Origin of the sequence: Bradyrhizobium nivariense (genome assembly GCF_029846695.2) — a bacterium.
In the GTDB taxonomy this organism is placed as follows: Bacteria; Pseudomonadota; Alphaproteobacteria; order Rhizobiales; family Xanthobacteraceae; genus Bradyrhizobium.
In genome coordinates this window covers 138,560-160,843 of sequence record NZ_JARWCR020000004.1, presented here as the reverse complement: position 1 = coordinate 160,843, position 22,284 = coordinate 138,560, and the positions used below count along the sequence as shown (strand labels likewise).

Here is a 22,284-nt window from a genome sequence, read left to right as displayed (position 1 = left end):
CATTAACGCCGCCCGGACTGCCCGATCACGAAGAGCAGCTGCTCGAGGGGCGCGAGTTCGTCCGATAGTCGCCAACGGACGAAACTGTAGCCGGTCAGCATAACAACGGCGGCGGCGACGAAGATGGTCCACAATGGCACGTAGGGACGCACGCCCGTACGTACTTTGATGCCGCGCCATCGGATCGATAGTTCGGCGGGTAGTGCCCCGGTATAGCCCCGCAAGAGACGTTGAACGTCGGAACGCACGTCTTCAAGCCGCTCGCGGCCCCCTTCCATCACGCGATATTTGCCCTCGAACCCCATCAACAAGCAGATGTTGATGAGCTTAAGCAACGCGAGGTACTTGGCCGGCTTTGCCTGGACGCGCTCGAGTATTTGGAAGACCTTCTCGCCTCCCCACGTCTCGTTGTGGAACTGGTTGAGCAAGCTGTTGTCACTCCAGGCGCTTTCACCGCCCCAGCGCGTGGTCATTACCGCCTCGTCCAGCAGCGCGCATATCACGTAACGGGCGGCTCCTATATCGCCGCGGCCCGCTTCTTCTTTGGTGGCCCGCTCCTCGAAGCGACGGATTTGCTCGACAATGCCGCGACGCAGCGCGGCGATATCGGCATTGTTGACGACACGAAGCTGCGCGACAACCAAAAGGAGCGGGGTCGCGGCCGCGACCAAGGCGTCCTCCACTGCCTTTGGCTCGAAGAGATTTTGCACAACGATCTCGGTATGGTCTTCTGCCCATACCTCGTCTGATTCAGATACAGCCGACGACGTGTGAGAACCCGTTGGAGCGGCGACCTTCGGTGGAACGAAAGCGCAAGCTTTCGCGCTTTGAGTGTTACGGGTTGGACCGACTGGCCTGCGTCCAATGACTGTTGGCTCATCCATCTGTTTCGAGCCCATCACGCCCGTTTTCCACGGATGGCCCAGAACTCGAGGTGGAGATCCGAGTAGTCACCGCTGGCGTGGAAAGCAAAGGCCGCCGAGCGCGGCAGGATGCGCCACAGCTCCACCGACTGGTCCAGTTCGAAATAGACAGCATTCTGGATGTAAGGCAACTCGCGTGGCGCCACCGCGAGGGCGCGAATCGGAACACCCGGGAGTTGAAGATTAACGAGATCGCGAATCTGCTCGACCGAGCCTACTTTAATCTGCGCCGGAAGCTGGTTACGCAACTTCTCGGTCGGTACGCTTCCCACAGCGACAAGAACGAAGCGAGCGTTCTGGAACAAGATACGGTCGGTGATCTGGCCAATCAGGATACCGTAGCCTCGATCCTGCAAGGGGAGCGATATTGCCGTGCTCTCGATCACGACAGACAGCAGCTTGTGCAGAGTATCAGCCAACGGCGTGAAGCAGCTCTCGAGATCCTCATGCCGATAGGGAGGCATCTCTTGCGGTGGGCGGCGGTCGCCAACGAAACTCGACAGCTGCCCTGCAAGACCAAGCACCGCGCGGAAGAGGGTTTCAGGATGGTGCCCACGTGTTGCTGCGAAGTGGTCGAACTCGGCTTCTGCCCCGTTCACAATCGACAAAGTGATAAGATCAATCAGTCCCGCTCCGTCTGTCGTCGCGCGCGAGGGATCCGCGCGCGCAGCAAGCGCCTCTGCGCGCGTCCGCAGCAACGATCTGGCCTCGTTCAACAGCGCGATGAGCGGCTGGACTGCATGAATGTCGATGGCCGGCGGAACGTAGGTGTCGGATAAAGTGATCGCACCGGCCGGATCGATCTCACGGATGCGGCAAATAGGAAGCGTGATCAGATCACCTTGTTCCTCGCCGTCGAACATGAGATGTGTTATTAGCGGCGCAACCCTGATGTCGATCGGAGCCTTTTCCGGCGCGCTCGCATTCCGGACCTGCAAGACCTCCTGATCGTGGCGGCGCGCAAGTGCATCCCCCGAAGCGACGTCGCTGCCGGCCTGCCGGCGTGTACCCACCGCGATCTTGACCAGCAGGTTTCTCGCCGCGGGTGGAGGGATTCGTCCGATCGGAAGCCGGACATGCTCAGGTAAACGAAGGGCCGTGCCGTCGGGCATAATGGCTTCAAGTTCAGTCAGGGCGACTTGGCCAAGCGCCAGAAGATTACGATCAAAGGCAATTTTTCGAACGCCCCAGCCGTAGCCGACCAAGCCAGCAACGCGGTTCTCGACCAGTTGCTCGATCCAGCGGTCGTACTGCTGAAAGTGCTGCGGCCGCACCAACATTCCTTCGGACCAGATCGGTTTGCTTGTCGTAGACACTGTTTCAAGCGCCTCTTCGCTGAGTTTGCCAATGATGTATCTGTCCGGCGGCCGTTGCGATCACCACCAGCCGGTCAGAAGATTTTCCACCAGTTTCGGCTGGCCTCCTCCTCGATGGTAACAGCCTGTGCGGTCAGTTTGACCAAAATCCTGTTGTCACGATCAGGCTTGATTTCGGCAGTTGTGCGCCACTGCGCGTTGTTGCCGGAGCGGAAGCCGGCAATCACACCGACACTTCGAGTCTCGATCGGCGTGTTGCGTTCGAAATCGACTCTACCGCCAGGGGACAGCTCGTACTCACGTGTAGCCACCAGATCGGGGCCGAGGCGTTTGGCACCATCGTCGAACAGCTCGAAGAACTGCGCTTGGGTGAAACTGGCCGTTGACTTCAGCTCATAGATGCGGACGACAACCGGCGACGGTTTGCCGTGCGCGTTTGGATTGACGAGCTCATCGGCCTCGATCACGAATTTGATTGGCGTCGTCTTTGAGCTCTTATCAGTCGAACAACTGCTGGCCGCAGCAGCCAACAGCAATGCACCGGCAAGGGCGGAAAACCGCTGAGGTGTGTTTGACGGCGCCATTACGCCGTTTTCCCTGCATTCTGGCCAGGCGCGGAGAATTGCGATTCGTAGCTTCTAGCAAACTCTTCAGCGATATAGGAGCGAGCAGTTCGGTCAATGTCACTGATCATGGATGCGTGCAGTTCCACAAATCTGTCCCACAATTTGGCCTTAGTGATGCGTGCCCCGAAGAGCCCGCTATTGGCACCGTCGCTCTCGATACGCTGAGGACTCATGTGTGTTAGCACATTGCTGACCGCCCCCCTCATCGCCGCTATGGCCGCGACTTCATACGCCTTTATGTCGTCGAAGCCCGCGCGTACAGACCGGGAGAGCAGCAGGAATCCGTGATCTTTTGCGAGCGCCTCGCGCAGGGCGTGACTGCTCTTCATGAACTGTAATGCATTGTCGTTCCCAGCGCGTGTCTGCATCGACCCGATTTGGCACTCGTTCTTCACCGTGGCCCACGCCGTCAGGATCGAATGCAGGCCGTTCGCCATCTCGGCGATCGCACGGCCGAGTTCGGCAAAGAACTCTTGACGCTGCGCTGGTGGCACAAGGTCCGGATTGAATCCGAGCGCGTCCCAGAACGCCTGGAGTTCGTCTGCGTCGGATGGAGAGGTCGCCGGCAACTGCGGCGCCCTGCTCCTTGTCGCGTTGCTCACCTCGGGAGAGGCGACGACGCGTTGCGCAGCAGCTTCCTTCAGGCTCGCCAGCCGATCAAGGTCCCGCTCATCGAGCGAGGGCGACCTCGAGCCAGGATCCCGTAATTTCCCGAGATCATTCGTCGAGGGAGGAGCGAGCTGCTTCGGCGCGATGTGCAGCGCTTCATTCGATTTATCGAGACGCGCATTTTCTTGCTGCGAGGGCACCAATGGCATCCGGCACGAGGCGGCTCCCGGCAACAGATCGCTGAGGTCGAGGTCCTCGGGAATGGGTGATGCAGGTCGAGCATTCGACGGTGCACAACTTTCATCCGAGAGCGACCGTGGAGGCGAATTCGATGGCTCGACAAGCGGGGCGGCCGCCGACGACAACAGAACTAGGGGAAGTTTGCCCAACGGCGCACCCAACGGATGCACGTCCGCGATGGCCGAGCTCGAGGGCCGCGGAGGAACATCTGCCAGCACATTCGCCTCGACAGAGCCTGTGTCGTTGGCGAGCGTTTCGTCTTCAGGCAAGCACAATGGATGAGTCGCTCGGGGCGAAACGACGGCTTGCGGCCTCCCTTCCGCAGCTGAATAGGAGAACAATTCGGTGTTAGCAGGCGCCATTAATGGGTCGAGTTGAACATTCGCAACGACCTCTAGTAGTCCGCCAGTCGAATCATGTGCTGTTAGAACCGAGCCTGTCAGGCCGAGCCCTTGACGTTCCTCGACAGGATCGTTCTCAATCATGACAGAGATGATGTAATTCGCCATGTAGAGTGTATCGCCATCGGCCAACGGTGCCGTATTGCCACGTCCTAACAGCGCGTCAACGGTGTTGATGTAGAGACCATTGGTGCTGGTGTCGGTGATGTTGAAGCCAATGCCATTAAATGCAATCAGTGCGTGGCGTGCTGACAGCGTGTTGGTTCGATCGGGAAGCTGCCAGTTGCAGCCGAGCCCCCGCCCCAGGGAGCCACCTTCTGGTCCAAACGCCTGTCTAGCGTTACGACCTAGCGGTTCAGCCTGCTCTCCGACGACTTCGAGTATGAGATGCATCCGGTCCCCTCAGGCTCACTCACTTAGCGCACATCAATATCCGATCGTCGCTTTAGACTTCCGTGCAGCATCAACACTGACGCTGCCTGTTCCGCACCATAATTGTGGAGCTGATTGACTGGTTTGGGCGCGTTTAGTGCACGAAGAGCGAAGATCTTTTCGAGCGTTCTCAGATCCCGTGGAGGACGCGCCGGCATTCTCTCTCAGGATCGAGGCACGCGGCCCTGAGGACGGAAGAGCATCGCTCGTAATACGCATGTGCGTGTACTCAGCCAAACAGTGTTGCCGGATCTCAATAGCAACGGCCGTGCCAATGGCATGCCCTCATTTAAGCGACTGATTACGCGTCGAGAACCTTAGGTCGGCGAAAGGCGGCAGGTGTTCTCAACGTGACAGAAGCGCTGCGGCTGTCGGACACTGGACATTCTCAACCGGATGCTGTCTGTGTCGTCCATCCTTGCTGAATCGGTAAGCGTCACTTCCACGCCGGACGCACGCGGTCCGACACCGGAATCGTATCCTCAATCGATGAAAGGACGAAGACCTGCCAGACCATACGGCTCGGCGGTCCGGCGATCTACGCCTTTGGCGACTTTCTCGACGGCCGCGTTATCGGTGACTTCAGGCACTGGGCTCGATGCCTTCGATAGGTTTGTTGATGACGCACTTGGCGCGACATCAAGTGTTGCAAACACGAGGGTTGTACTATCGCGCGCGTACGATCGCTGCGGCACTCCACGCATCATCTGCAAACTGGCTGCTCGACATCGAGTGCCTGGATCTGATTTTCGTCGTCGTTGCTGAGCAAGTGCTCACTTCGGGGGGCCACGTCTGGTCGGGACGTTCCGCGACAGGCTAAAGGCTACTCGAGCTCCGGCGCGCTGCGACAAAGCCGTGCAATGATCTGCCTCGCCACCGCTGTCATCCAGAACAGCGCTCGCTATGGCGGAAACCTCATTCGCTAATCCTCCTTTTCTTATCCCGACGGTTGGTGCGAAGCCAGTCGTGTCACCCGCGAAACCGCTTTGAGCGACCATTGCGCAGCTAGCAACCGCAATGCTACGGACGCCAAGGCCTCACGGCGGCTGACCCTCGTGCAGTTGGGTCGAGCCGCGAAAAGACCTGGCCCGAGCAAACGGTCGCAAACGAGTTGACGCCTTTGCCGGGAGCGCAGGGTTCCGGCCCTCCTCCGCGACGATCCCACGTCCCGTGTCGCGAGTGATCTTTGCGAGAAGGCAGCGCGGCTTCTGCCCAGGACGCAAATGTCTTCTGGAATGAGAGAACGCAATCCCAGGAAGGATAGAGCGAGCCGTCAACCCACCATGACACATCATTTAGCTCGGCCACCGACGGGGCGCTTGACTTGCTTGAGTTCCGCTCGCGTCAACCGTATGCGATGAAGGGAGGCAAAAAGCAGCGCGCTTTAACGCCATGCCCGGCCAACCACTGGCGCCCTCGGCGGCGGCTTCCGGACTTACATGTCGCCAATCGGACACGAAAGCAGGACTGAGGTGTCTTCGCTCGGGGTTCGCAGCGGAGAGCCCTGTGGCCCGGAGGGGTGTTCACAGCCAATCGCTATTTTTGACGAAAAGGTCGACGAATAAAAAATCACAGAAGTAGATCACTCCACGCGCTGGGTAAGACGGAATCCTATCAGACCAGTCAACACTACTATATGCCCATTCGGTTGTATTCGTTCCCGGAGCGTGACGGCAGACGCAGCGCAGCCCAGATTGGCCCTCGTGTGGTCAGTGTCTCTGCGATAAAATTACGCGTAAAGTCTAATCCTTCGGTGCGCGCCAACCAATCAAACTGGTAACCGTTGATGCCTACGTCAGCCCGCCAAACGGACGGCAGACCCAGCCGAGGCCCCGGGCGAAAGTAGTACGACAGCATACAAGCGCAAGCATACCAACAATTGTCATTCCCATGCGGTCGTATATTTCCGGCATAGTTTCGTCGCATGTTCAATTGACCGTCATAGTCATGTTGTTGGCTGACCAGCGGAACATCCAGCACTACGTTTAGCACCTACAGTTCTCCCAAATTACCAGCGAACTACGCAAAAACCGTGCCGAACGGCTTTAGCGCCAACCGCGGGAAGCCATGCCTACTCACACACTTGGCGCGAACCAGATGTCTCTCATAAGCCCGGCGGGCGCGCACCCGCTCGTGGCTGGGATTGATGCGCAACATGATCTCGGCGACCTCGCGCCACCGCGCCCTCTGCATCCGCATCCAAGAGGCGTATGCAGGTGACGGCGTGCTCACGGTCGTAAGGAGCCAGGATCCGCTCGGTGCGGAAGCCATTGGAGCGCAGCCAGTACCCTATGGCAACCGGGTTGACCGCGACCCGGTCTGCGATCCATCACGCGCCATCATGGTCCGGTGTCCCGTCATCGCCGGTGATCTTCACCATAAGCAAATAACTCGAAAACGATCACAGTAGAACAAGGCCTCCGGTTCCCTTGGGCGGGTCGATCCATGTGCTCCAGCCCAATTCTGCTTCGCCCAGAGTCCATTCCGGTGTCTGCCCGGCCGCTAATTCCAGCTGGAGATCCCATGCCAAAGGCTCGCGCAGAATGACGCTAATCAGACGGCAAAGGATGGCGTGGGTGTCGCAACTGGGCAGCAGCGACCGAAACATCTGCTGGTTGACCGGGCCGAGGCAAACTCGAAATTTGCCCACCACATCCGGCATGGTTTCGCCAGCAAGAGTGTCAACGCCGAGCTCAAGACCACGCCGGCCAAGGCGCCACTGCGCCTCCGGTGGAATCTCGATCTCGCGCCAGATGAATTCCTCGACCCGGGCCGAAATATTTAGATGGCTAGAAATCGCGCCGGCCAGAAGCTTGGCCGACCGGCTGCACAATGCAAGGACACCCGCGTGTGGCAGCAGCCGTGCGCGCCATTCGCGTTCTTTGGCTGTGTTTTCGGCGGGCATCAAGCCAAAGAGGGCACCAATCAGCACCGAGATCGGGTCGGTTGCACCCTCCTCGAACCGCAAATGGTGGCGGTAGTACCGCCAGATCCGCAGCAGCAGGCTAATCAGACGGTGATTAAAAAGGTCAAAAAAGTCGCCGAGCGATCCCATACCGTCCGCATCCATGACCCGTTCGGTGTAGAAGGCCGGCAGCGGCGAGGAAGGGCCGTGCAGCCCGAGGAAATTGACAGTTACCTCCACGCGCTCGCCGGCGGCCTTGACCCGCCTCACTCCCGCGATTTCTTCGGCAGGAAATCCAAGCGTCGGCGCCGCGCGAAAGCGCACCGCCTCACGTGCGGGATTCTCGGTGGATCCGATCGGGGGAGCGTCGCTGAAGCGCCGCTCGAGAAGCGCGGCGAGCGAGAAGAACCCGCAGGCCGAGAGCTCATCCCGCTCATCGTGCGCGGTCAGAGCGGGGTAATCGATCCGATTCTCGCTGGCCATGCGTAGTGTGCGTTGCTTTCCGTGCCCCGGACCGAAAACCGGTGCAGCATGTTGATGCCGGCGAACGTCGCGAAGAAGGCGTCGAGCACCGAACCCAACAGGAACAATTCGCCCTCACTCCCGATCTTGCTGTCGACCACGGCCAGTTCAATATTTCGCATTCGGATCGGGGCGCCGCGTACCACGTGATCGGTATCGGTGGTCACGAACTGGTCGAGGCCTTCGAGCAGCAACTCCAGGCGCCGACGCGCCTGAACGTCGTAGACCGCACGGAACTCGTAGCTGGCAAGAATGCTCCGCAGCGTCTCGACGTTGACTATGGCGCCGTAATTGCGCGCCAGATTGGCCGTCAGCCGCCGCAACAGGCCGTCATTGACCGGTGGCGGAACCTCTGCAACGACGGTCGTGATATTGGAGAAGGTGACCGCGCGAGGCGTATCAGAGGTCGGCAGATCCACTGCACCGACCGGCAACCGGTCGGCGATGGGTCCGTTGGAGCAAGTCAATTGCAGGGATGCGACGTCGATCGGCGCATGCTGGCAGATGTCGAGCCGGTCAACGAAACTCACATAGTGATCGACGCCCCGGCCGACTACCGCCGGCCGGATACGCTCGCGAAAGTAAACGCGGTTGCGCTCGGCGCCGGGCAGATCGTGTCGTAACAGGTCGAATGGCTCAAACTCGGTGCGTTCGGGGCAGCCTTGCACATAGCCCGTCACCCGGTCAACGGAACGGATGCTGAAGTTCGGCCCACCGGCGGCAAGTACCCGGTACTCGGTCTTTGTCCGCTTCAAGCGGATCGGCGAGGCGTCGTGGCTGAAGACGTTGATTGCGGGCGTGCAATTCAAGCAAATCTGGCCCTTGCCCAAGCGCAAGTGCGCGGGGAAGGGACGCTGCAACTCGATGCTGAGCCTGCATTCCGTCTCTGTGTGGGTTCCGACCGGCTCGAGACCGGACAGTTCGAGGTAAAGAAATTTCGATGGATAATTCAGATACTCCTGAATGATCCGGAATCCTGAGAAGCCGTTGCGCGGCCAGGGCAAAACCGCCTCGGCATCGCTGAAGCCGATTGGTGTGATCTGTGCGGGTCCAATGGTGACGACTTGTCGATCCGCCACTGTCACGGTTGCTTGCGCAACGTGCCGGCACAGCCAAGTCCACAGATAGCGCCCCACTTGTGGCTCTCGCTCCGTCGAGAAGAAGAGGCGGAGCCGACCATCCTTAAGACATGACAGGTCTCGCTGGCCGGCTGCCTTGGTCACCAAAATAAGTCGAGCCGAATTCGTCCGGTTCTCAAGCTGAACGTCGCTAATCTCCAGCGGCAGCACGTCAATCGGATAGCAGGTAACGAACGTGCAGTTCGTTCCCTCAATTGGACGCGAGCGAACGCTCGTGCCGGCCGGTACGTTCAGGCTCGCGGCGCTCGCCGATGGCTTCATTGCAAACGCGAGAGTCGTCATTGGCGGCAGAGGTTGGAGATATTGTGGCCATACCATCCGCAACAAGCCGTGGACGAATTCGGGAAATTCGTTGTCGAGCTTCTGGCGCAGCCGCGCGACAAGAAAGGCGAAGCCTTCCAATAGCCGCTCTACGTCGGGATCAGTGGCATCACGTCCGAGAAATGGCGCAAGCTTCGGATTGGCTGAAGCGAACTCAGTGCCGAGCTCGCGCAAATAAGACAGCTCATCCTCGTAATAGGGATTAAGGGCCACCGCTTCAGCCCCTCACCTGGACATGCTTCTCGAAGATCGCATCGAAGGCAACCCGCTCCATCCGGTCGTTATAATTGAGCGTCGCGTTGACGTGGAAACTCAGTTGCAGCGGGTTGTCGGAATCAGCCTGAAAGCGGATCAAAACATTCTTCAAGCGCGGCTCAAATGTCTCGATCTGCTGCTTGAGCGAATGTGCGAGCGCACGCACCGCGTCGGCTCCTTGCCCCATCGCATCGTTGAGGTCGGGCATGCCGAAGTCCTTCCGTGTTTCGCAGCAGCCCTGGCGCGAGTTCAGGACCCGACGTAAATTTTCCATGACGCTTGCCCGGAAACGGTCGAACGACGCGTGATTGGTCGCCGTCTCGTCCTCCAAGCGCTCCATAAGGCTGCGGTCGAACATCGTGTACCACCTCTACTGCTTGTCGAGCTTGCCCTTGAGGGTCAAAGCAAAATCCGCGCCCATGTACTTCAAATGTGGAACGACGGCGATGAAGACGCGATACCAGCCCGGTTCACCTTCTACGTCCTCGACGACGATCTCCGCCTTTCGCAAAGGCCGCCGCGAGCGTATCTCGGCCGACGGATTTTCCTGGTCGGCGACATATTGGCGGATCCAGTTGTTCAGCTCGCTTTGCAGCTCTTCCCTGCTCTTCCACGAGCCGATGTTCTCGCGCTGCAACACCTTAATGTAGTGCGCGAACCGATTGATCACGAAAATGTAAGGCAGCTGGCTGCCGAGCTTATAGTTGAGCTCGGCCGTCTTGCCTTCCGGGGTGTTACCGAAATACTTCGGCTTCTGCACAGAATTTGCCGAAAAGAAAGCGGCATTGTCTGAGCCCTTGCGCATGGTCAACGCGATGAAGCCCTGCTCGGCAAGTTCGAACTCGCGCCTGTCCGAGATCAGAACCTCCGTCGGCACCTTGGTCTGCAATTGCCCCATCGACTCATAAGTATGCAGATTGAGGTCCTCAACCGCCCCACCCGACTGGGGGCCGATGATGTTCGGGCACCAGCGATATTTAGCGAAGCTTTCGGTTAAGCGCGTAGCGAACGCAAAAGCAGCGTTCCCCCAGAGGTAATTATCGGTTTCGCCGTCTGAGGCTTCCTGGTAATTGAAAGTCTTCACCGGAACGGTGTCCGGTCCATAGGGCAGGCGCAGCAGGAAACGCGGCAGCGTCAGTCCGAAATAGCGAGCGTCCTCGCTTTCGCGGAACGAGTTCCACTTCGCGTATTTTGGTCCCTCGAACACCGATCGCAGGTCCTTCAGACCCGCGATCTCTTCATGATGTTCGACGCCGAACATTTCCGGCGCAGCAGAGGCAATGACTGGTGCATGCGACATGGCGGCTACCGCGCTCATATACCGCATGAGCTTAACATCCCGGCTGGCACTGCCGAATTCGTAGGCCGATATCATGGCCGCGACAGGCTGGCCGCCGAACTGGCCGTACTCTGCGGTATAGGCGTGCTTGTACAGACCGGACTTGACGATCTCGGGACTATCCTCGAAATCGGTCAGCAGTTCGTCCTTGCTGACTCTGAGAATTTCCACCTCAATATTCTGACGGAAATCGGTGCGGTCGACCATGAACTTAAGCCCGCGCCAGGCCGACTCGAGCTGCTGGAACTCCACTGTGTGCAACACGGCGTCGAGCTGAGCCGAGATCTTGCGATCGATCTCCGCAATCATCCGATCGACGAGCGCGTTGTTGACCTGCTCGTCGGCCCGGCTCGGTTTGATGAGCTCGGCGACGAAAGCTGCGACGCCCCGGCGGGCAAGGTCGTACTCCTCGTCGCGCGGAGTAATCCTGGTTTCGACGAGGACCTGATCCAGCAGTGAAAGGGTGGCGACTTCAGCCGGCTGCTGCGCGCTTGTATCGGTCATAGCGCACTTGCTCCTGAAACAGCTCGTTGATCCGCTCACTCGCTCTTGCTGGTGAGCTCGCTCAAGAGCTGCGGCCGCGCGCCGTGGTCTTCGAGCAGATTCTGGATGGCTTTGCGGAAACTTGGCACGTTACCGAGGGGGCTCTTCAGGGCGATTAAGGCCGCGCGCAATTCGGTCAACGCATGCAATTCAGGGATTTGCTGTGCGACACGCTCGGGTTCGAAGTCCTTCAGGCTCTCAAACTTCAGCGATACCGACAGCTTGCCAGCCTCGGGCTGGTCGTCGAGCCTATTTTCAGCGGAGATCTGGAGAGTCAGTTCCTGGCTTTTGACAACTTCGTTGAAATTGTCCTTGTCGATATTGACGAGCTCTCGCTCCTCAATCGGGCGGTCATCGGCCCGTCCGGTGAAGTCGCCCAAGACCAACAACTTGAGCGGCAGCTCGACGTCCTCCTTGAGGTTGCCGGTTGCCGGCTTGAAACGGATATTGATGCGCTCCTTCGGCGCGACCGAGCTTTCCTGTGCCATATCAGCTCCCTTTGAGACTATGTTCCTGACAAGATCAGCTAGCCACTAAGTTGGCTTACGCGTGCGATGTCGATACCTGCGACCCGCGTTCGGAGTTGCTCAAGCGCGGCGCGGCGGCGAGGCTCGTCAATCATCTGCTGCGAGTCGGAATGGGTCATCGCGCGAAAGCGCAATTCCGCGACATCAAGTACGAGCGCGGGCTCCCAGCTTTCGAGATTGCGCTCGGCGACGACCTCTTCCATGTGCTCCAGCAGCGGGATGGCGGTCGTGACGAAGCCGGTTTCGATGCAGAAACGTGCTTGCGCAAGCTGGCCCACGAACCGCGCTCGTTCCCCACTCACGCCATTCAAGGCATGGGACAGCTTCTCGAGTGCGGCCTGCGGCTGCCCGCCGCCGATAAGCCTGTATGCCTCGGCAACCGCCGCGTCGACAGGATCACGGCCCGGCGACACGTCCGCACCACCCGCGGCGACCCAAGCACGCGTTCCCTCGTCCGCAAAAGGCCGGCCGTCGTTAAACTGAAGCTCGAAGATCCGCGGATAGCGAATGGCCAGCAGAGCCAAGCCAGCGCGCACCACCGCGGCCGCCGGCTCAAAGAGCGGCCCCATTTGCTTCAGCGCTTTGGCGGCGTGCCGGTGAGTATCGAGCCAGAACGGAGCGATCCAGACGATCTCTTCGACCAAATTCACGACGTCGGCATGCCGACCGGTCGCCACCTTGGCTTCTAACGCTGCGATGTTATCGGCGGGCGGACATATGGTCGTGCGGCCACCCGTATCGGGCGGCAGCGCGTCAAAGCGCATCCACGAGCCGACGCGAGCGAACAGATAGACCTTCGGGTCTGTGGGAGATATGACGCGCCGGGCGGCCGTAGCTTGCCGCAGCATATCAGGCAACCGGTCGATAAAGCCGGCCCAGTCGTCATCGGAACTAGCCGTTAGCGATGCCTCCACTACTGCCGATTGAGCACTCTTGACCGGCAGAATGGATACTGCCGGTGCCACCGCGGCCGGCTCGGCAGCTTGGGTGGCCGCCTCAGTCGCACGTTCGGCCGCCGCGGCGATCACGCGCTTGGCCTGGTCATAATGCGGTTGCAGCGCCCTCAGTAACTCGCCCAACCCGACTTGCTCATTGACGAGCTTCTCGCGCAATTGGCCATCGAGATCATCGAGCACCTCATACGCGGCGAGCACTGCCGGATAGTCGGCTTCAGTTGGCGGATTCTCGGCCACCTCCGGTCCGACGCGACCAAAGAGCCAATCGATCGCTGCGACCCGCGCCCGTTCCCGCCTGATCGGCGGAAAGAGCCCCTCCCAATGCGCGTCCACCATGCCGCGCAAAACCCCTAAACCGACGGCAAGACCCTGGTATCCTCCAGTCCGAAACAAACCATAGCTCGCCCAACAGGCAACCAAAATGTCCTTTGACTGGTTCGACAGGATATGGAGAGACAGTGTATTGACTTTGCTCCAATCAACCGCAGCTGGTCCGTCGGCATCCATCCGCCGCACCTCGGCCTCGAGTTGCTCAAATTCGGCCGCATCACGGACGTTCATGCCGGCGGGCGCGGGGCCTGGCACAGGCGCAGCACCGTGTCGCGCACGCGCATCGATGTTGTCTCGAACCACGACCCAATAGTCAATCACGCGACAGGACCATACGCACACGCGCATTGCGACGGATCGCGGTACTAGGAAAGTGAACATCGTACCCGCCGCATACAATAAGCCGAGAGGCGACACTCTTGTAAGCCACCACTGCCCCTCCTTGCACAGGCGCTGCTGGATGATATTCCCCCTTCAAGCCTTGTGCCAAATGCAATGGCCTGATTTGCAAAAGCGATTTTCTCAATCGGAGGCGTCATGGCCCCGACATCATGTTGCAAACCCAACATTAGAGGAGTCGGCAGTGGCTCTTGGGTCGGCTCAGTCATTGGCCTGAAGGAAGCCTCGAGCTCAGGTAAAGCGCACCACGCGCGCTCGCGCCTGCGAAACTCCGCAAGAAAACGAGACTTCGATATTTCAACACGGTACGGCGATGTTTCGTCGTCGGAACATCTCATTTTGTAGGCGACTTTAAGTGCACTTCCGGCTTGAGATGCAGCAGCATTGGGTGATCGCTCAAGTGCGGTTTCGTCCGTATCGGAGCGATTACGAAAGATGGTGAACCTGAGACCTCAAATACCTCCCGCGAATGCTCAGGTGATAGCACTGAGCACACGGATGAGCCTCTCCCTGAATCGTGAGCGTGACCGGCGTCATATCCGCGCCTGTGCCCAAGTGCGAGTGATGCGTGGAACGGGCAGACGGACGCCTGCCGTTAGGAATGTGAGGATCGGCGATCCTGAACATCTGAAAAACGAATTCTCCCCGATAGTTTTTATCGCATTGACGAGACGTGCACCTGCCGCGCCTATGCTGCAGAAACGCCATCTAATGACGACCTTGGGAACAACACGTTTCCCTGGAATCCGGTGCGCAGAGATTTGGCTCCAGCGAACAGGCAATGTTCACTAGCCGCCCGAGTTGAACCGTGGGTACGACGCCGTGCGTCAGACTTTTCGATGGATGCCCATCCTGATGCGGTAACAGCGAGCCTGGGGCCGCCGCCGTAGTCGCCGCTCGATCTGTCGTTCGCTGCAAGTTGTCATTCCGCCATTTGGCGCCAAGTTATCCGCTTTCGAGCGCAATTGTCGTGTTCACGACTTGCCGGCGGTTGACCTTTGGCCAGAACGTACGCCCCGCGTTTTGTTTTGCGTCCAGCTGGCGCGCAGCGTGGCGGTGCGCAGGCCGCCGGGCAGTTGGCCCGGCCCTTGCTCCGTCGCTTGCTAAACGGTGTGCGGCTTTCCCGCTTTGTCGGAATTGTCTGTCACAGAACGTTGCTCTCTGGAACGAAAGTGCGATGCGATGCAGACCTTGAGTTCGGTAACCGCCAAGGTTGGAAGCACCGCAGCTGGTGCCGTCGATTTGACAACGCGCACCGCACTGGCGGTCGAAACTTATGATAGCGCGGATGGTGACCTTGGGTACCTTCCTGAGCACGAAAGCGTCCTTGTCCGGGACACGGTCGGGTCGGATCGACCAACCAGCTTCACGCTTCAGAACGGCCTGCAGGTCGTGGTGATTGCGGATCGTCGCACGCCCGTTGCGACTCAGATGATCTGGTATAAGGTCGGCTCCGCCGACGAGCCACCCGGCAAATCGGGGCTTGCGCATTTCGTCGAACACCTGATGTTCAAGGGCACATCCAAACATCCGGCGGGTGAATTCTCCCAGACCGTGCAGCGGTGCGGCGGCAACCAGAACGGCTTCACCGGGACCGACTATACCACCTATTTCCAGCACGTGCCGCGCGAGCAGCTCGGTAAGATGATGGAATTTGAAGCCGACCGCATGACGGGCCTCATCCTCAAAGAGGAGAGCGTGATGTCCGAGCGCGACGTGGTGCTGGAGGAACTCAATAAGTCGGTCGCTAATAAGCCGGATGCGCAGCTCGCCGAGCAGATGATGGCCGCGCTTTACCTCAACCATCCCTACGGCCGCCCTGTGATCGGCTGGCGTCAGGAAATCGAAACGTTCGATCGCGAGGACGCGCTCGCCTTCTACAAGCGTTTTTACGCGCCGAACAACGCCATCCTGATCATCGCCGGTGACGTCGACGCAAATGCGATCCGCCCGATGGTGGAGAAGAATTATGGCCACATCCCCCCGCAACCATCAATTCCCGCGGAACGCCTGCGACCGCAGGAGCCGACACCGGCCGCGCCGCGTACCGTGACGCTGACCGATCCCCGCGTCGAGCAGCCAATCTTGCGCCGTTATTATCTCGTGCCGTCGGCTCACCCCGCGGCCGCGGGCGAGAGTCCAGTGCTTGATGTGCTCGCGCAATTGATGGGTGGCGGCGCCAGCTCACATCTTTATCGCGCGTTGGTAGTCGACAAGCAGATTGCGATCACGACGGAGACTAGCTACGAGCGTACCTCGCTCGATCCTTCGCAATTCGAGATTTCTGCGACCCCGAAACCCGGCGTCGAATTCGGGGAGATTGAGTGCGCCATCGACCAAGTGATAGCCGATATTGCGCACAGTTGCGCGCGCACCGAGGATCTCGAGCGGGTCAAGACGCAGCTGATCGCGCAAGCAACCTACGCCCAGGACAGCCAACAAACGCTTGCGACCTGGTATGGTGGTGGGCTCACGACTGGACTCAGCATCGACGAAGTCCGAGGCTGGCAGGACGGCATCCGCGCCGTCACCGCCGACCAGGTGCGCGCGGCCGCTGGGAGATGGCTCGACAAGAAGCGCTCCGTGACCGGCTATCTTATGAAAGGGTCAACGCGGAACCACCAGGAGAAGCGATCATGACCTATTCCTTCACACGTCTTGCGGTCCTCGCCGGCGGAGCCTCGCTCTCGACCGCGATGCTCGCCTCGCCACGTTCACTCTCCGCGGTCGGAACGCATGGCGCGACCAAGATCCAGCGCCTGGTGTCATCTTGCGGTATAATAGCCTGGTTCGTGCAGGACGCCACTGTCCCGTTGATTGCGATGGAATACGCATTCGGCGGCGGCGCGACCCAAGACCCCACCGATAGACCCGGCGTCGGCTACATGGTTTCTGGCCTACTCGGTGAAGGCTCCGGCGATCTAGATTCCCAGACCTTTCATGAGCGGCTCGACCGTCGCGCGATTGAGCTGAACTTTGAATCGACCCGCGATCACCTCCGCGGTGCCTTGCGCACGCTCGAAGACAACAGGGACGAGGCCTTCGACCTGTTACGGATGGCACTAACCTCGCCGCGTTTCGACGCGGCCGATGTCGAACGGATTCGTGCCAGCATGCTTGCGAACCTTCGGCATGGCTCGACCGATCCCTCGTCCCTCGCCAATCGCAAATTCCTCGAAGTCGCCTTTAACGATCATCCTTATGCTAGGGAGGCAAGAGGCACGATCGAGAGCGTGCCAAAGATCGAGGTCGCGGATCTCAGGGGCTATGTCCGACGCGTGATGGCAAAAGACACGCTCAAGATCGCGGTGGTCGGCGACGTCGATCCGGAGGCCCTGTGCAAGTTGCTTGACAGGACTTTTGGCGGCCTGCCGGCCATGGCGGAGTCGACGCCGGTGCCCGACGTGGTCGCAGCAAGACCGCCGCAGCGCGTCTTCATTCCGCTCGATGTGCCCCAGACCGTTGTGACTTTCGGCGGTCCCGGCGTCCGCCGCAGCGAGCCCGATTTCATGGCGGCCTATGTCGTCAACCACATCCTCGGCGGCACCGGTCTGACGTCGCGGCTGTTCCGCGAAGTCCGCGAGAAGCGCGGGCTGGCCTATTCGGTCCACGAGCGCTTGGTCTGGATGGATCATTCCGCCATGTTTGTCGGCAATAGCGGCACCCGCGCCGATCGCGCTGGCGAGACGGTCGAACAGATCGAGAATCAAGCCCGCCGAATCGCCGAGGAAGGACCGACCCAGCAAGAACTCGACGATGCAAAGTCTTACCTGAAGGGCTCACAGATGCTGGCCCTCAACACTTCCTCGAAGTTTGCGCGAACGCTGCTGAAGCATCAGCTTGATAAGCTGCCGATCGACTATGTCAAACAGCATAACGCCGTCGTCGATGCAGTGACGTTGGAGGACGCCAAGAGGGTCGCACAGCGGCTGTGGGGCCAAGGTCTGCTCACCATTATCGTCGGCCGCTCCCCAATGGGCGCAGCCCGGTCGACCACCGTGCCATCGGCCGCGACTTCCTCACCAGGCCTCGAGCAGTTAGGCGCCACGGCATTGCCCGAAATACCGGCCGAACCCAAGTAACTTTGAGCAACGCCCCGCGTAGCTTCGAGCCTCGCTCTCCGCTCCCCCCTGCGGTGAGAACCGGAGAGCGGTTGCCGTGGGCATAGAATTGACGAATAGCCTTGTAGCCTTTCGACAGCGACGTACCGCCCTTAGAGACGACATGCTCGCCGAGCGGTGGTGCAAACAGACCATCCAGCCCCTACACAACCCAGATGTCCTTCTCAAGCAGATGAACAGGCCGTCCCGAGGCGGTCGCGGCAACGCCCAAGGCTTCAGGCCGACCTCGCGCGACAGGGTGAGATAACGTTCAGCCATGAGGCACGAGGGTTGACTTATGGACTTCGACAACCATCCGGGCAGCGCAGGGCGAAGCGCAATTAGCACGTCGATCGTGGTCTTGGACTTGGACTTGCGCATCGCCCTGGTTTTGCTCGGCGAAGGCGAGCGCCGACAATGGCTGGGTTCCGGCTCCCCAGCTCGCAAGGGGCAATTGGATGCCGCAGCGATCTGCGGTGAGGCCGATCATTGACGCGATCGATCGACCTTGCCCGCCAGTGATCGCGAGATCGAGGCCGGCCGGCAGGCTTTCTCTTTGTAACGCGGTATCGAGACACTCGAGCGCGGTCTGTGCTTCGGTGGCCAGTTCGTTCTTGACGTCGTTTTTTGCCAGCTCGCTCGCGATGCGGGACCTACGCGCGCGCGGACAAGTTCGGCGATGAGCTCGCGAAACTGTTCGCGGTAGCGAAGTCGGGTTCGCCGAGGGATCGGCGAACGGCACAGTAGCGAGCGGCCGAGCGCTCATAGCCCCAGATGAAGGCGTCCTTGAGAAGGTCGATTTTCTTCAACTCGTAAGCACCGAGCACGGCTTTGCGTATAGGTCTGCCGGGGCGCATCGGCGAACGACAGCGGCGCTAGGTTGCGCTTGATGAGTGGGATGTTGGCGGCGAGGCGCGACACGGGCTTGTTCACGTCGTCGAAGGAGCTGCAGGTATGGAGCTGCACGATCACGAAAAACGCTTGTTTGAAGGGGGCGCGATCGCGGCAGCGGTTGGCAGGATCTGATCGAAGCTTTCCTCAATGGGCTGCGGCACCCCAGCAGATGAAATTAGGAGCGTTCGATACCGACGTCCATGTAACGCAGCCTGCCGACCGCCTTGGAATCGGCAAGGAGGTTGTTAGCGAGGAGCGCAGTCACCAGTTGAGTCATAGGCGGCATCGACAGCTAGAGACCAGGTTCGAATGCTAGAAGGTCGGCTTTCGAGAAGCTGACCAGCGCCTCGACACAGAGGTCTTGATTGGTTGAGATTGGCCTGATTTGGCACGCCATTTTTGCACGAGTTTTTCGGTTGTGAACAACCAATTGACGCGCGCGCGGTCGGCACTGCGCCGTGTCTCCGGCGGTCTCAGCGACGAGGCCGGGGAAACTGTCGATGCGCCGCTCAAGGCATAGGCGCTGCTGGCCAGTCTCGTTGAGCCAGGCGACTACGGTTAAGACGGCCCGGCGCTTGCGCCGATAACCCGTCGTTTGAACGTAACACGTGCTGAAGCTCGCCTTGTAATCAGCTTCGGCTGAGGAAAATTTCGTGCTCCAGGCTTGGTGGCCCAATGCTGGCCCTGTAGTTTACGCCCCGAAGGCTTAGACTTGTCTCTGGCTCAGACACACTTGGCAAGCCGTTGTGCAAGCGCATTCCCTCCTTGAGCTCTTCCGGTGCCCACTGTTCGCCGTGCTGCCAGTCCGGAGGAACATACGGAGACAACACTTCCAAAAGCTTGAAATCTCCGCTCCGCCATACTTGGCATCTCGTCGTGCGCCTGACAAGAAGCGTCTCCCTCCGAGGTACCCCCCGCAGTTTTCCTCATTCACGCGAGGTACCCAATGGCGGCACGTCGGTCGAAATAGCCTCCAGGGAACGCAGTCGTCGGAGGGATTGGCGTATAGGGATGCCAGAGCGCGAGCCCAACCAGCCGCGCGTCCAGCCGCACAATCAATTTGCGAGCGATCATGTCAGCTATCGTAGCCTCAATCTCGGCCTGCATTACATTCGTCCCGCTCAGCTGTTCGCGCAGGCGGGTTTCAGGCGAGCTTTCGTCCGCAGCGAGAAGAATTTCCCGCGCGAGGCCCCTGACCCGGTGTTCGCGCTCGACTGCAACGGCTCGCGTGTCCTCGACTATGATCTCGTCGCCGCTGTCCCGCATCGACAGCATAGACAAATTCGGCTCGTACCAGGCTTCCAGCCAGGCATCGATACCCTTGGCGACAGCGCTTAGCCCCGGACGGCGATTAGCGCTGCGCGCCGCGAAATGGCCGCCGACGTCGTCGTCTTCACTGTCTTCGAAGTAGTAAACTTGATCCGCCAGATCGCGCTCCGACAACGGATAGACGTAGCGATAGGAGACGGCCGGGCGCAGCTTCAATCCATGTTTCTCGGCTGCGTAATGATAGGGGCTGTAGCGCTGGTACCGCAAACGCACCGCAGGTCCCGGCTGTAGATGATGCAGCAGCGGTAGCAAAGGAGCCATTTCCGCATACCATGCGTCGCTCTCGCCGGGGAAGCCCCACAGCAAACTCCAACTGACCCGCACGCCGTGCTGACGGCACCACTTCAAGAGTTGGACATTATGCGCTGAGCTCGTTCCTTTGCGCATCAGCTTCAAAACACGGGTATCCAGGCTCTCGATACCCGGTTGGATCCAGCGGACGCCCGCGGCAGCCAGCTTCTCCACTTCGTGGCGCTTCAGGTCGGCTTTGACCTCAAAGAAAATCGCGAGCTTCTCGGGTAGCGCGGTGAGGCGAGGCAGCGCCTTTTTTAGGTAATCAGTGGCCAGAATATTGTCCACCGCTTCGATGCGCGACAAACCGTAGCGCGCCGACATCTCAATCATCTCCTCTGCGGCCTGCCTCGCGGGTTTCTGGCGATAGGTCATCGATCCGCCGTTCAGCCCACAAAACGTGCAGTGGCTCCGCTCGCCCCACCAGCAGCCTCGAGAGAACTCCATCGGCAGCCCGGCATGGATGCGGTCGGCGTAGATCGACGCGTCGAGCTCGGCAAAATAGTCCGAGAAATCGGGCAGCGGCAGGTCACCCATGTTCTCGATCACTGCGCGGGGCACTAAGTCGCGCGTCGACGCAGCGGGATAACCGGCCTCGCGATGCGCCGGACCGAAAACGCCATATGGCAGGTCAGCAGGGGGAATGTCTCTGCCGCGATTAAGGATGTCCCAACACAGCGGGCCGATCAGTAAGTCGGCCTCGCCCGACACGACATAGTCCACCCATGGGAAACGCATGTGAGTGCTCCGCCCCATTACCGACTCGCAGTTTGCGCCCCCCATGAAAGTGACAAGATCCGGTGAGCGCTCGCTCAGTCGGCGCAGCAACGCGAGCGAGGGAACATGCTGGGTGAAGGTCGAGCTGCACCCGACCATGGCCGGCCGCTGCTCCAATATCTTGTCAGCCGTCCAATCAATAAACCCGCCGATTAGCGAGCGCAGCCTGAGGAAATTCGCGCGACGCTCGGCCAACGATTTGCCTGCGTGTATCGGGTTACGTTCGAAATAAAGGTCCAGGAAGGCGCTTTCTTCAGGCGCGAAGTCGGGAAAAGCAACGCCCGCGAACAGCCAATCAACCAGCGCCTCCTCTGGCGGGCAACTCTCAAGAGGCCCATAGTCGGCAATGCCTATGTATTCCAAAAACCAGATGTTGGGATATGCGATCGTGGCTTGCAGCCCAGCCTGGGTCAGCGCTGACTTCAGCAGACCAAGCGCCAACGACGGTCTTTCGACTGCCGACATAGGCATGTTGACTAAGACGATTGGCACACCGATACTCATGTGATGCCACATTATTTGTGATAGGCTGGGCGCGTTCGCCCGGCCACAGCCTCATACGCTGGACGGCAATGCGAACTTCTGCGCGACTCCGTGATTGGAGCCGTGAACACGACGTCAACTAATTCAGCAAATGCCCTAGGCGGCGCGCTTCGAGCCATGTTTCCGTGTCACGTTCGTTGCCTGGAGACTGGAAGGTATGAACGCGCTAGCCCAGCGGAGGGTGCTAGAGCCGGGGCGGTGAATGAGCCGACACACCGCTTCGCTCCCGACATTAAGCGGCGCCACGCCAAGGATCAGGTCGGGTCGAGCCGTTCTTGACCAAGAGCGTGCTGCGTTCCAGTCGTACTCGCGGATGTGCAAAAAACGAGGACTTGGCTCGAAACCGCGAGCGCGGAAGTCCTTCGGTCGCGTCCAGCGCAGAGCTACCAAAGCCCATCCGGCAGAGCTCAGGCAGGTGGTAGACCGAATGAGTTCGAGCTGCCTAGGAGAGCCCGGCACGCCAAGAACAGGTTCTGCGGTCATGTCGGTTCTGCGCGCCATGAAGCCGCGGACGGTGGATGCGAAACGGCTTGCCACCCCAATCCACCCTGCGAGATGGTAAGATGC

The 22,284-nt window shown here is 59.8% G+C and carries 14 protein-coding genes; 3 read left to right on the top strand and 11 right to left on the bottom strand.

Features of this window, described 5'->3' with window-relative positions; all coding sequences use genetic code 11:
* Nucleotides 1-2: 2 nt before the first annotated feature.
* The 10 genes from icmH to tssA form a co-directional block, all read right to left on the bottom strand.
* A complete protein-coding gene (gene icmH, locus QCM77_RS05540) occupies nucleotides 3-710 on the bottom strand; it encodes a type IVB secretion system protein IcmH/DotU (protein ID WP_279682252.1) in 708 nt (235 codons plus the stop codon).
* A 188-nt stretch (nucleotides 711-898) separates the two neighbouring features.
* Complete coding sequence (tssK, locus tag QCM77_RS05535) at nucleotides 899-2,239, bottom strand: type VI secretion system baseplate subunit TssK (RefSeq protein WP_279682251.1); 1,341 nt, start codon at nucleotides 2,237-2,239, stop codon at nucleotides 899-901.
* A gap of 74 nt (nucleotides 2,240-2,313) precedes the next feature.
* Nucleotides 2,314-2,823: a type VI secretion system lipoprotein TssJ gene (tssJ, locus tag QCM77_RS05530; RefSeq protein ID WP_279682249.1), complete on the bottom strand. Its 510-nt coding sequence runs from the start codon at nucleotides 2,821-2,823 to the stop codon at nucleotides 2,314-2,316.
* The gene (gene tagH, locus QCM77_RS05525; RefSeq protein WP_279682248.1) at nucleotides 2,823-4,508 is read right to left on the bottom strand and encodes a type VI secretion system-associated FHA domain protein TagH; all 1,686 of its coding nucleotides are present in this window, start codon (nucleotides 4,506-4,508) and stop codon (nucleotides 2,823-2,825) included. The genes tssJ and tagH overlap by 1 nt, the downstream gene beginning before the upstream one ends.
* Before the next feature lie 2,440 nt (nucleotides 4,509-6,948).
* Nucleotides 6,949-7,935: a type VI secretion system baseplate subunit TssG gene (tssG, locus tag QCM77_RS05520; protein WP_279682246.1), complete on the bottom strand. Its 987-nt coding sequence runs from the start codon at nucleotides 7,933-7,935 to the stop codon at nucleotides 6,949-6,951.
* The gene (gene tssF / locus QCM77_RS05515; RefSeq protein WP_279682245.1) at nucleotides 7,899-9,647 is read right to left on the bottom strand and encodes a type VI secretion system baseplate subunit TssF; all 1,749 of its coding nucleotides are present in this window, start codon (nucleotides 9,645-9,647) and stop codon (nucleotides 7,899-7,901) included. The genes tssG and tssF overlap by 37 nt, the downstream gene beginning before the upstream one ends.
* 4 nt (nucleotides 9,648-9,651) lie before the next feature.
* Nucleotides 9,652-10,047: a type VI secretion system baseplate subunit TssE gene (gene tssE, locus QCM77_RS05510; protein WP_279682244.1), complete on the bottom strand. Its 396-nt coding sequence runs from the start codon at nucleotides 10,045-10,047 to the stop codon at nucleotides 9,652-9,654.
* A gap of 12 nt (nucleotides 10,048-10,059) precedes the next feature.
* Nucleotides 10,060-11,532: a type VI secretion system contractile sheath large subunit gene (gene tssC, locus QCM77_RS05505; protein ID WP_279682242.1), complete on the bottom strand. Its 1,473-nt coding sequence runs from the start codon at nucleotides 11,530-11,532 to the stop codon at nucleotides 10,060-10,062.
* 35 nt (nucleotides 11,533-11,567) lie between these two features.
* Nucleotides 11,568-12,059 carry a type VI secretion system contractile sheath small subunit gene (gene tssB, locus QCM77_RS05500; RefSeq protein ID WP_279682240.1) on the bottom strand — a complete coding sequence of 164 codons (492 nt, stop codon included), beginning with the start codon at nucleotides 12,057-12,059 and terminating at the stop codon, nucleotides 11,568-11,570.
* Nucleotides 12,060-12,097: 38 nt separating this feature from the next.
* On the bottom strand, nucleotides 12,098-13,732 hold the full coding sequence (gene tssA / locus QCM77_RS05495; protein ID WP_279682238.1) for a type VI secretion system protein TssA: 1,635 nt from the start codon (nucleotides 13,730-13,732) through the stop codon (nucleotides 12,098-12,100).
* A gap of 1,233 nt (nucleotides 13,733-14,965) precedes the next feature.
* Between tssA and QCM77_RS05490 the strand changes: the two genes are divergently transcribed.
* The 3 genes from QCM77_RS05490 to QCM77_RS05480 all read left to right on the top strand — a co-directional run bounded on the left by QCM77_RS05490 (nucleotide 14,966) and on the right by QCM77_RS05480 (nucleotide 18,376).
* Nucleotides 14,966-16,423, top strand: coding sequence for a M16 family metallopeptidase (locus QCM77_RS05490; RefSeq protein WP_279682236.1), 1,458 nt, complete (start codon nucleotides 14,966-14,968; stop codon nucleotides 16,421-16,423).
* Nucleotides 16,420-17,865, top strand: coding sequence for a M16 family metallopeptidase (locus QCM77_RS05485; RefSeq protein ID WP_462804293.1), 1,446 nt, complete (start codon nucleotides 16,420-16,422; stop codon nucleotides 17,863-17,865). The genes QCM77_RS05490 and QCM77_RS05485 overlap by 4 nt, the downstream gene beginning before the upstream one ends.
* A 316-nt stretch (nucleotides 17,866-18,181) precedes the next feature.
* Nucleotides 18,182-18,376, top strand: a complete 195-nt coding sequence (locus tag QCM77_RS05480; protein ID WP_279682391.1) for a hypothetical protein — start codon at nucleotides 18,182-18,184, stop codon at nucleotides 18,374-18,376.
* A 1,331-nt stretch (nucleotides 18,377-19,707) separates the two neighbouring features.
* Here QCM77_RS05480 and QCM77_RS05475 read toward each other — a convergent pair.
* Nucleotides 19,708-21,678, bottom strand: a complete 1,971-nt coding sequence (locus tag QCM77_RS05475) for a RiPP maturation radical SAM C-methyltransferase (protein WP_279682234.1) — start codon at nucleotides 21,676-21,678, stop codon at nucleotides 19,708-19,710.
* Between the last annotated feature and the right edge of the window lie 606 nt (nucleotides 21,679-22,284).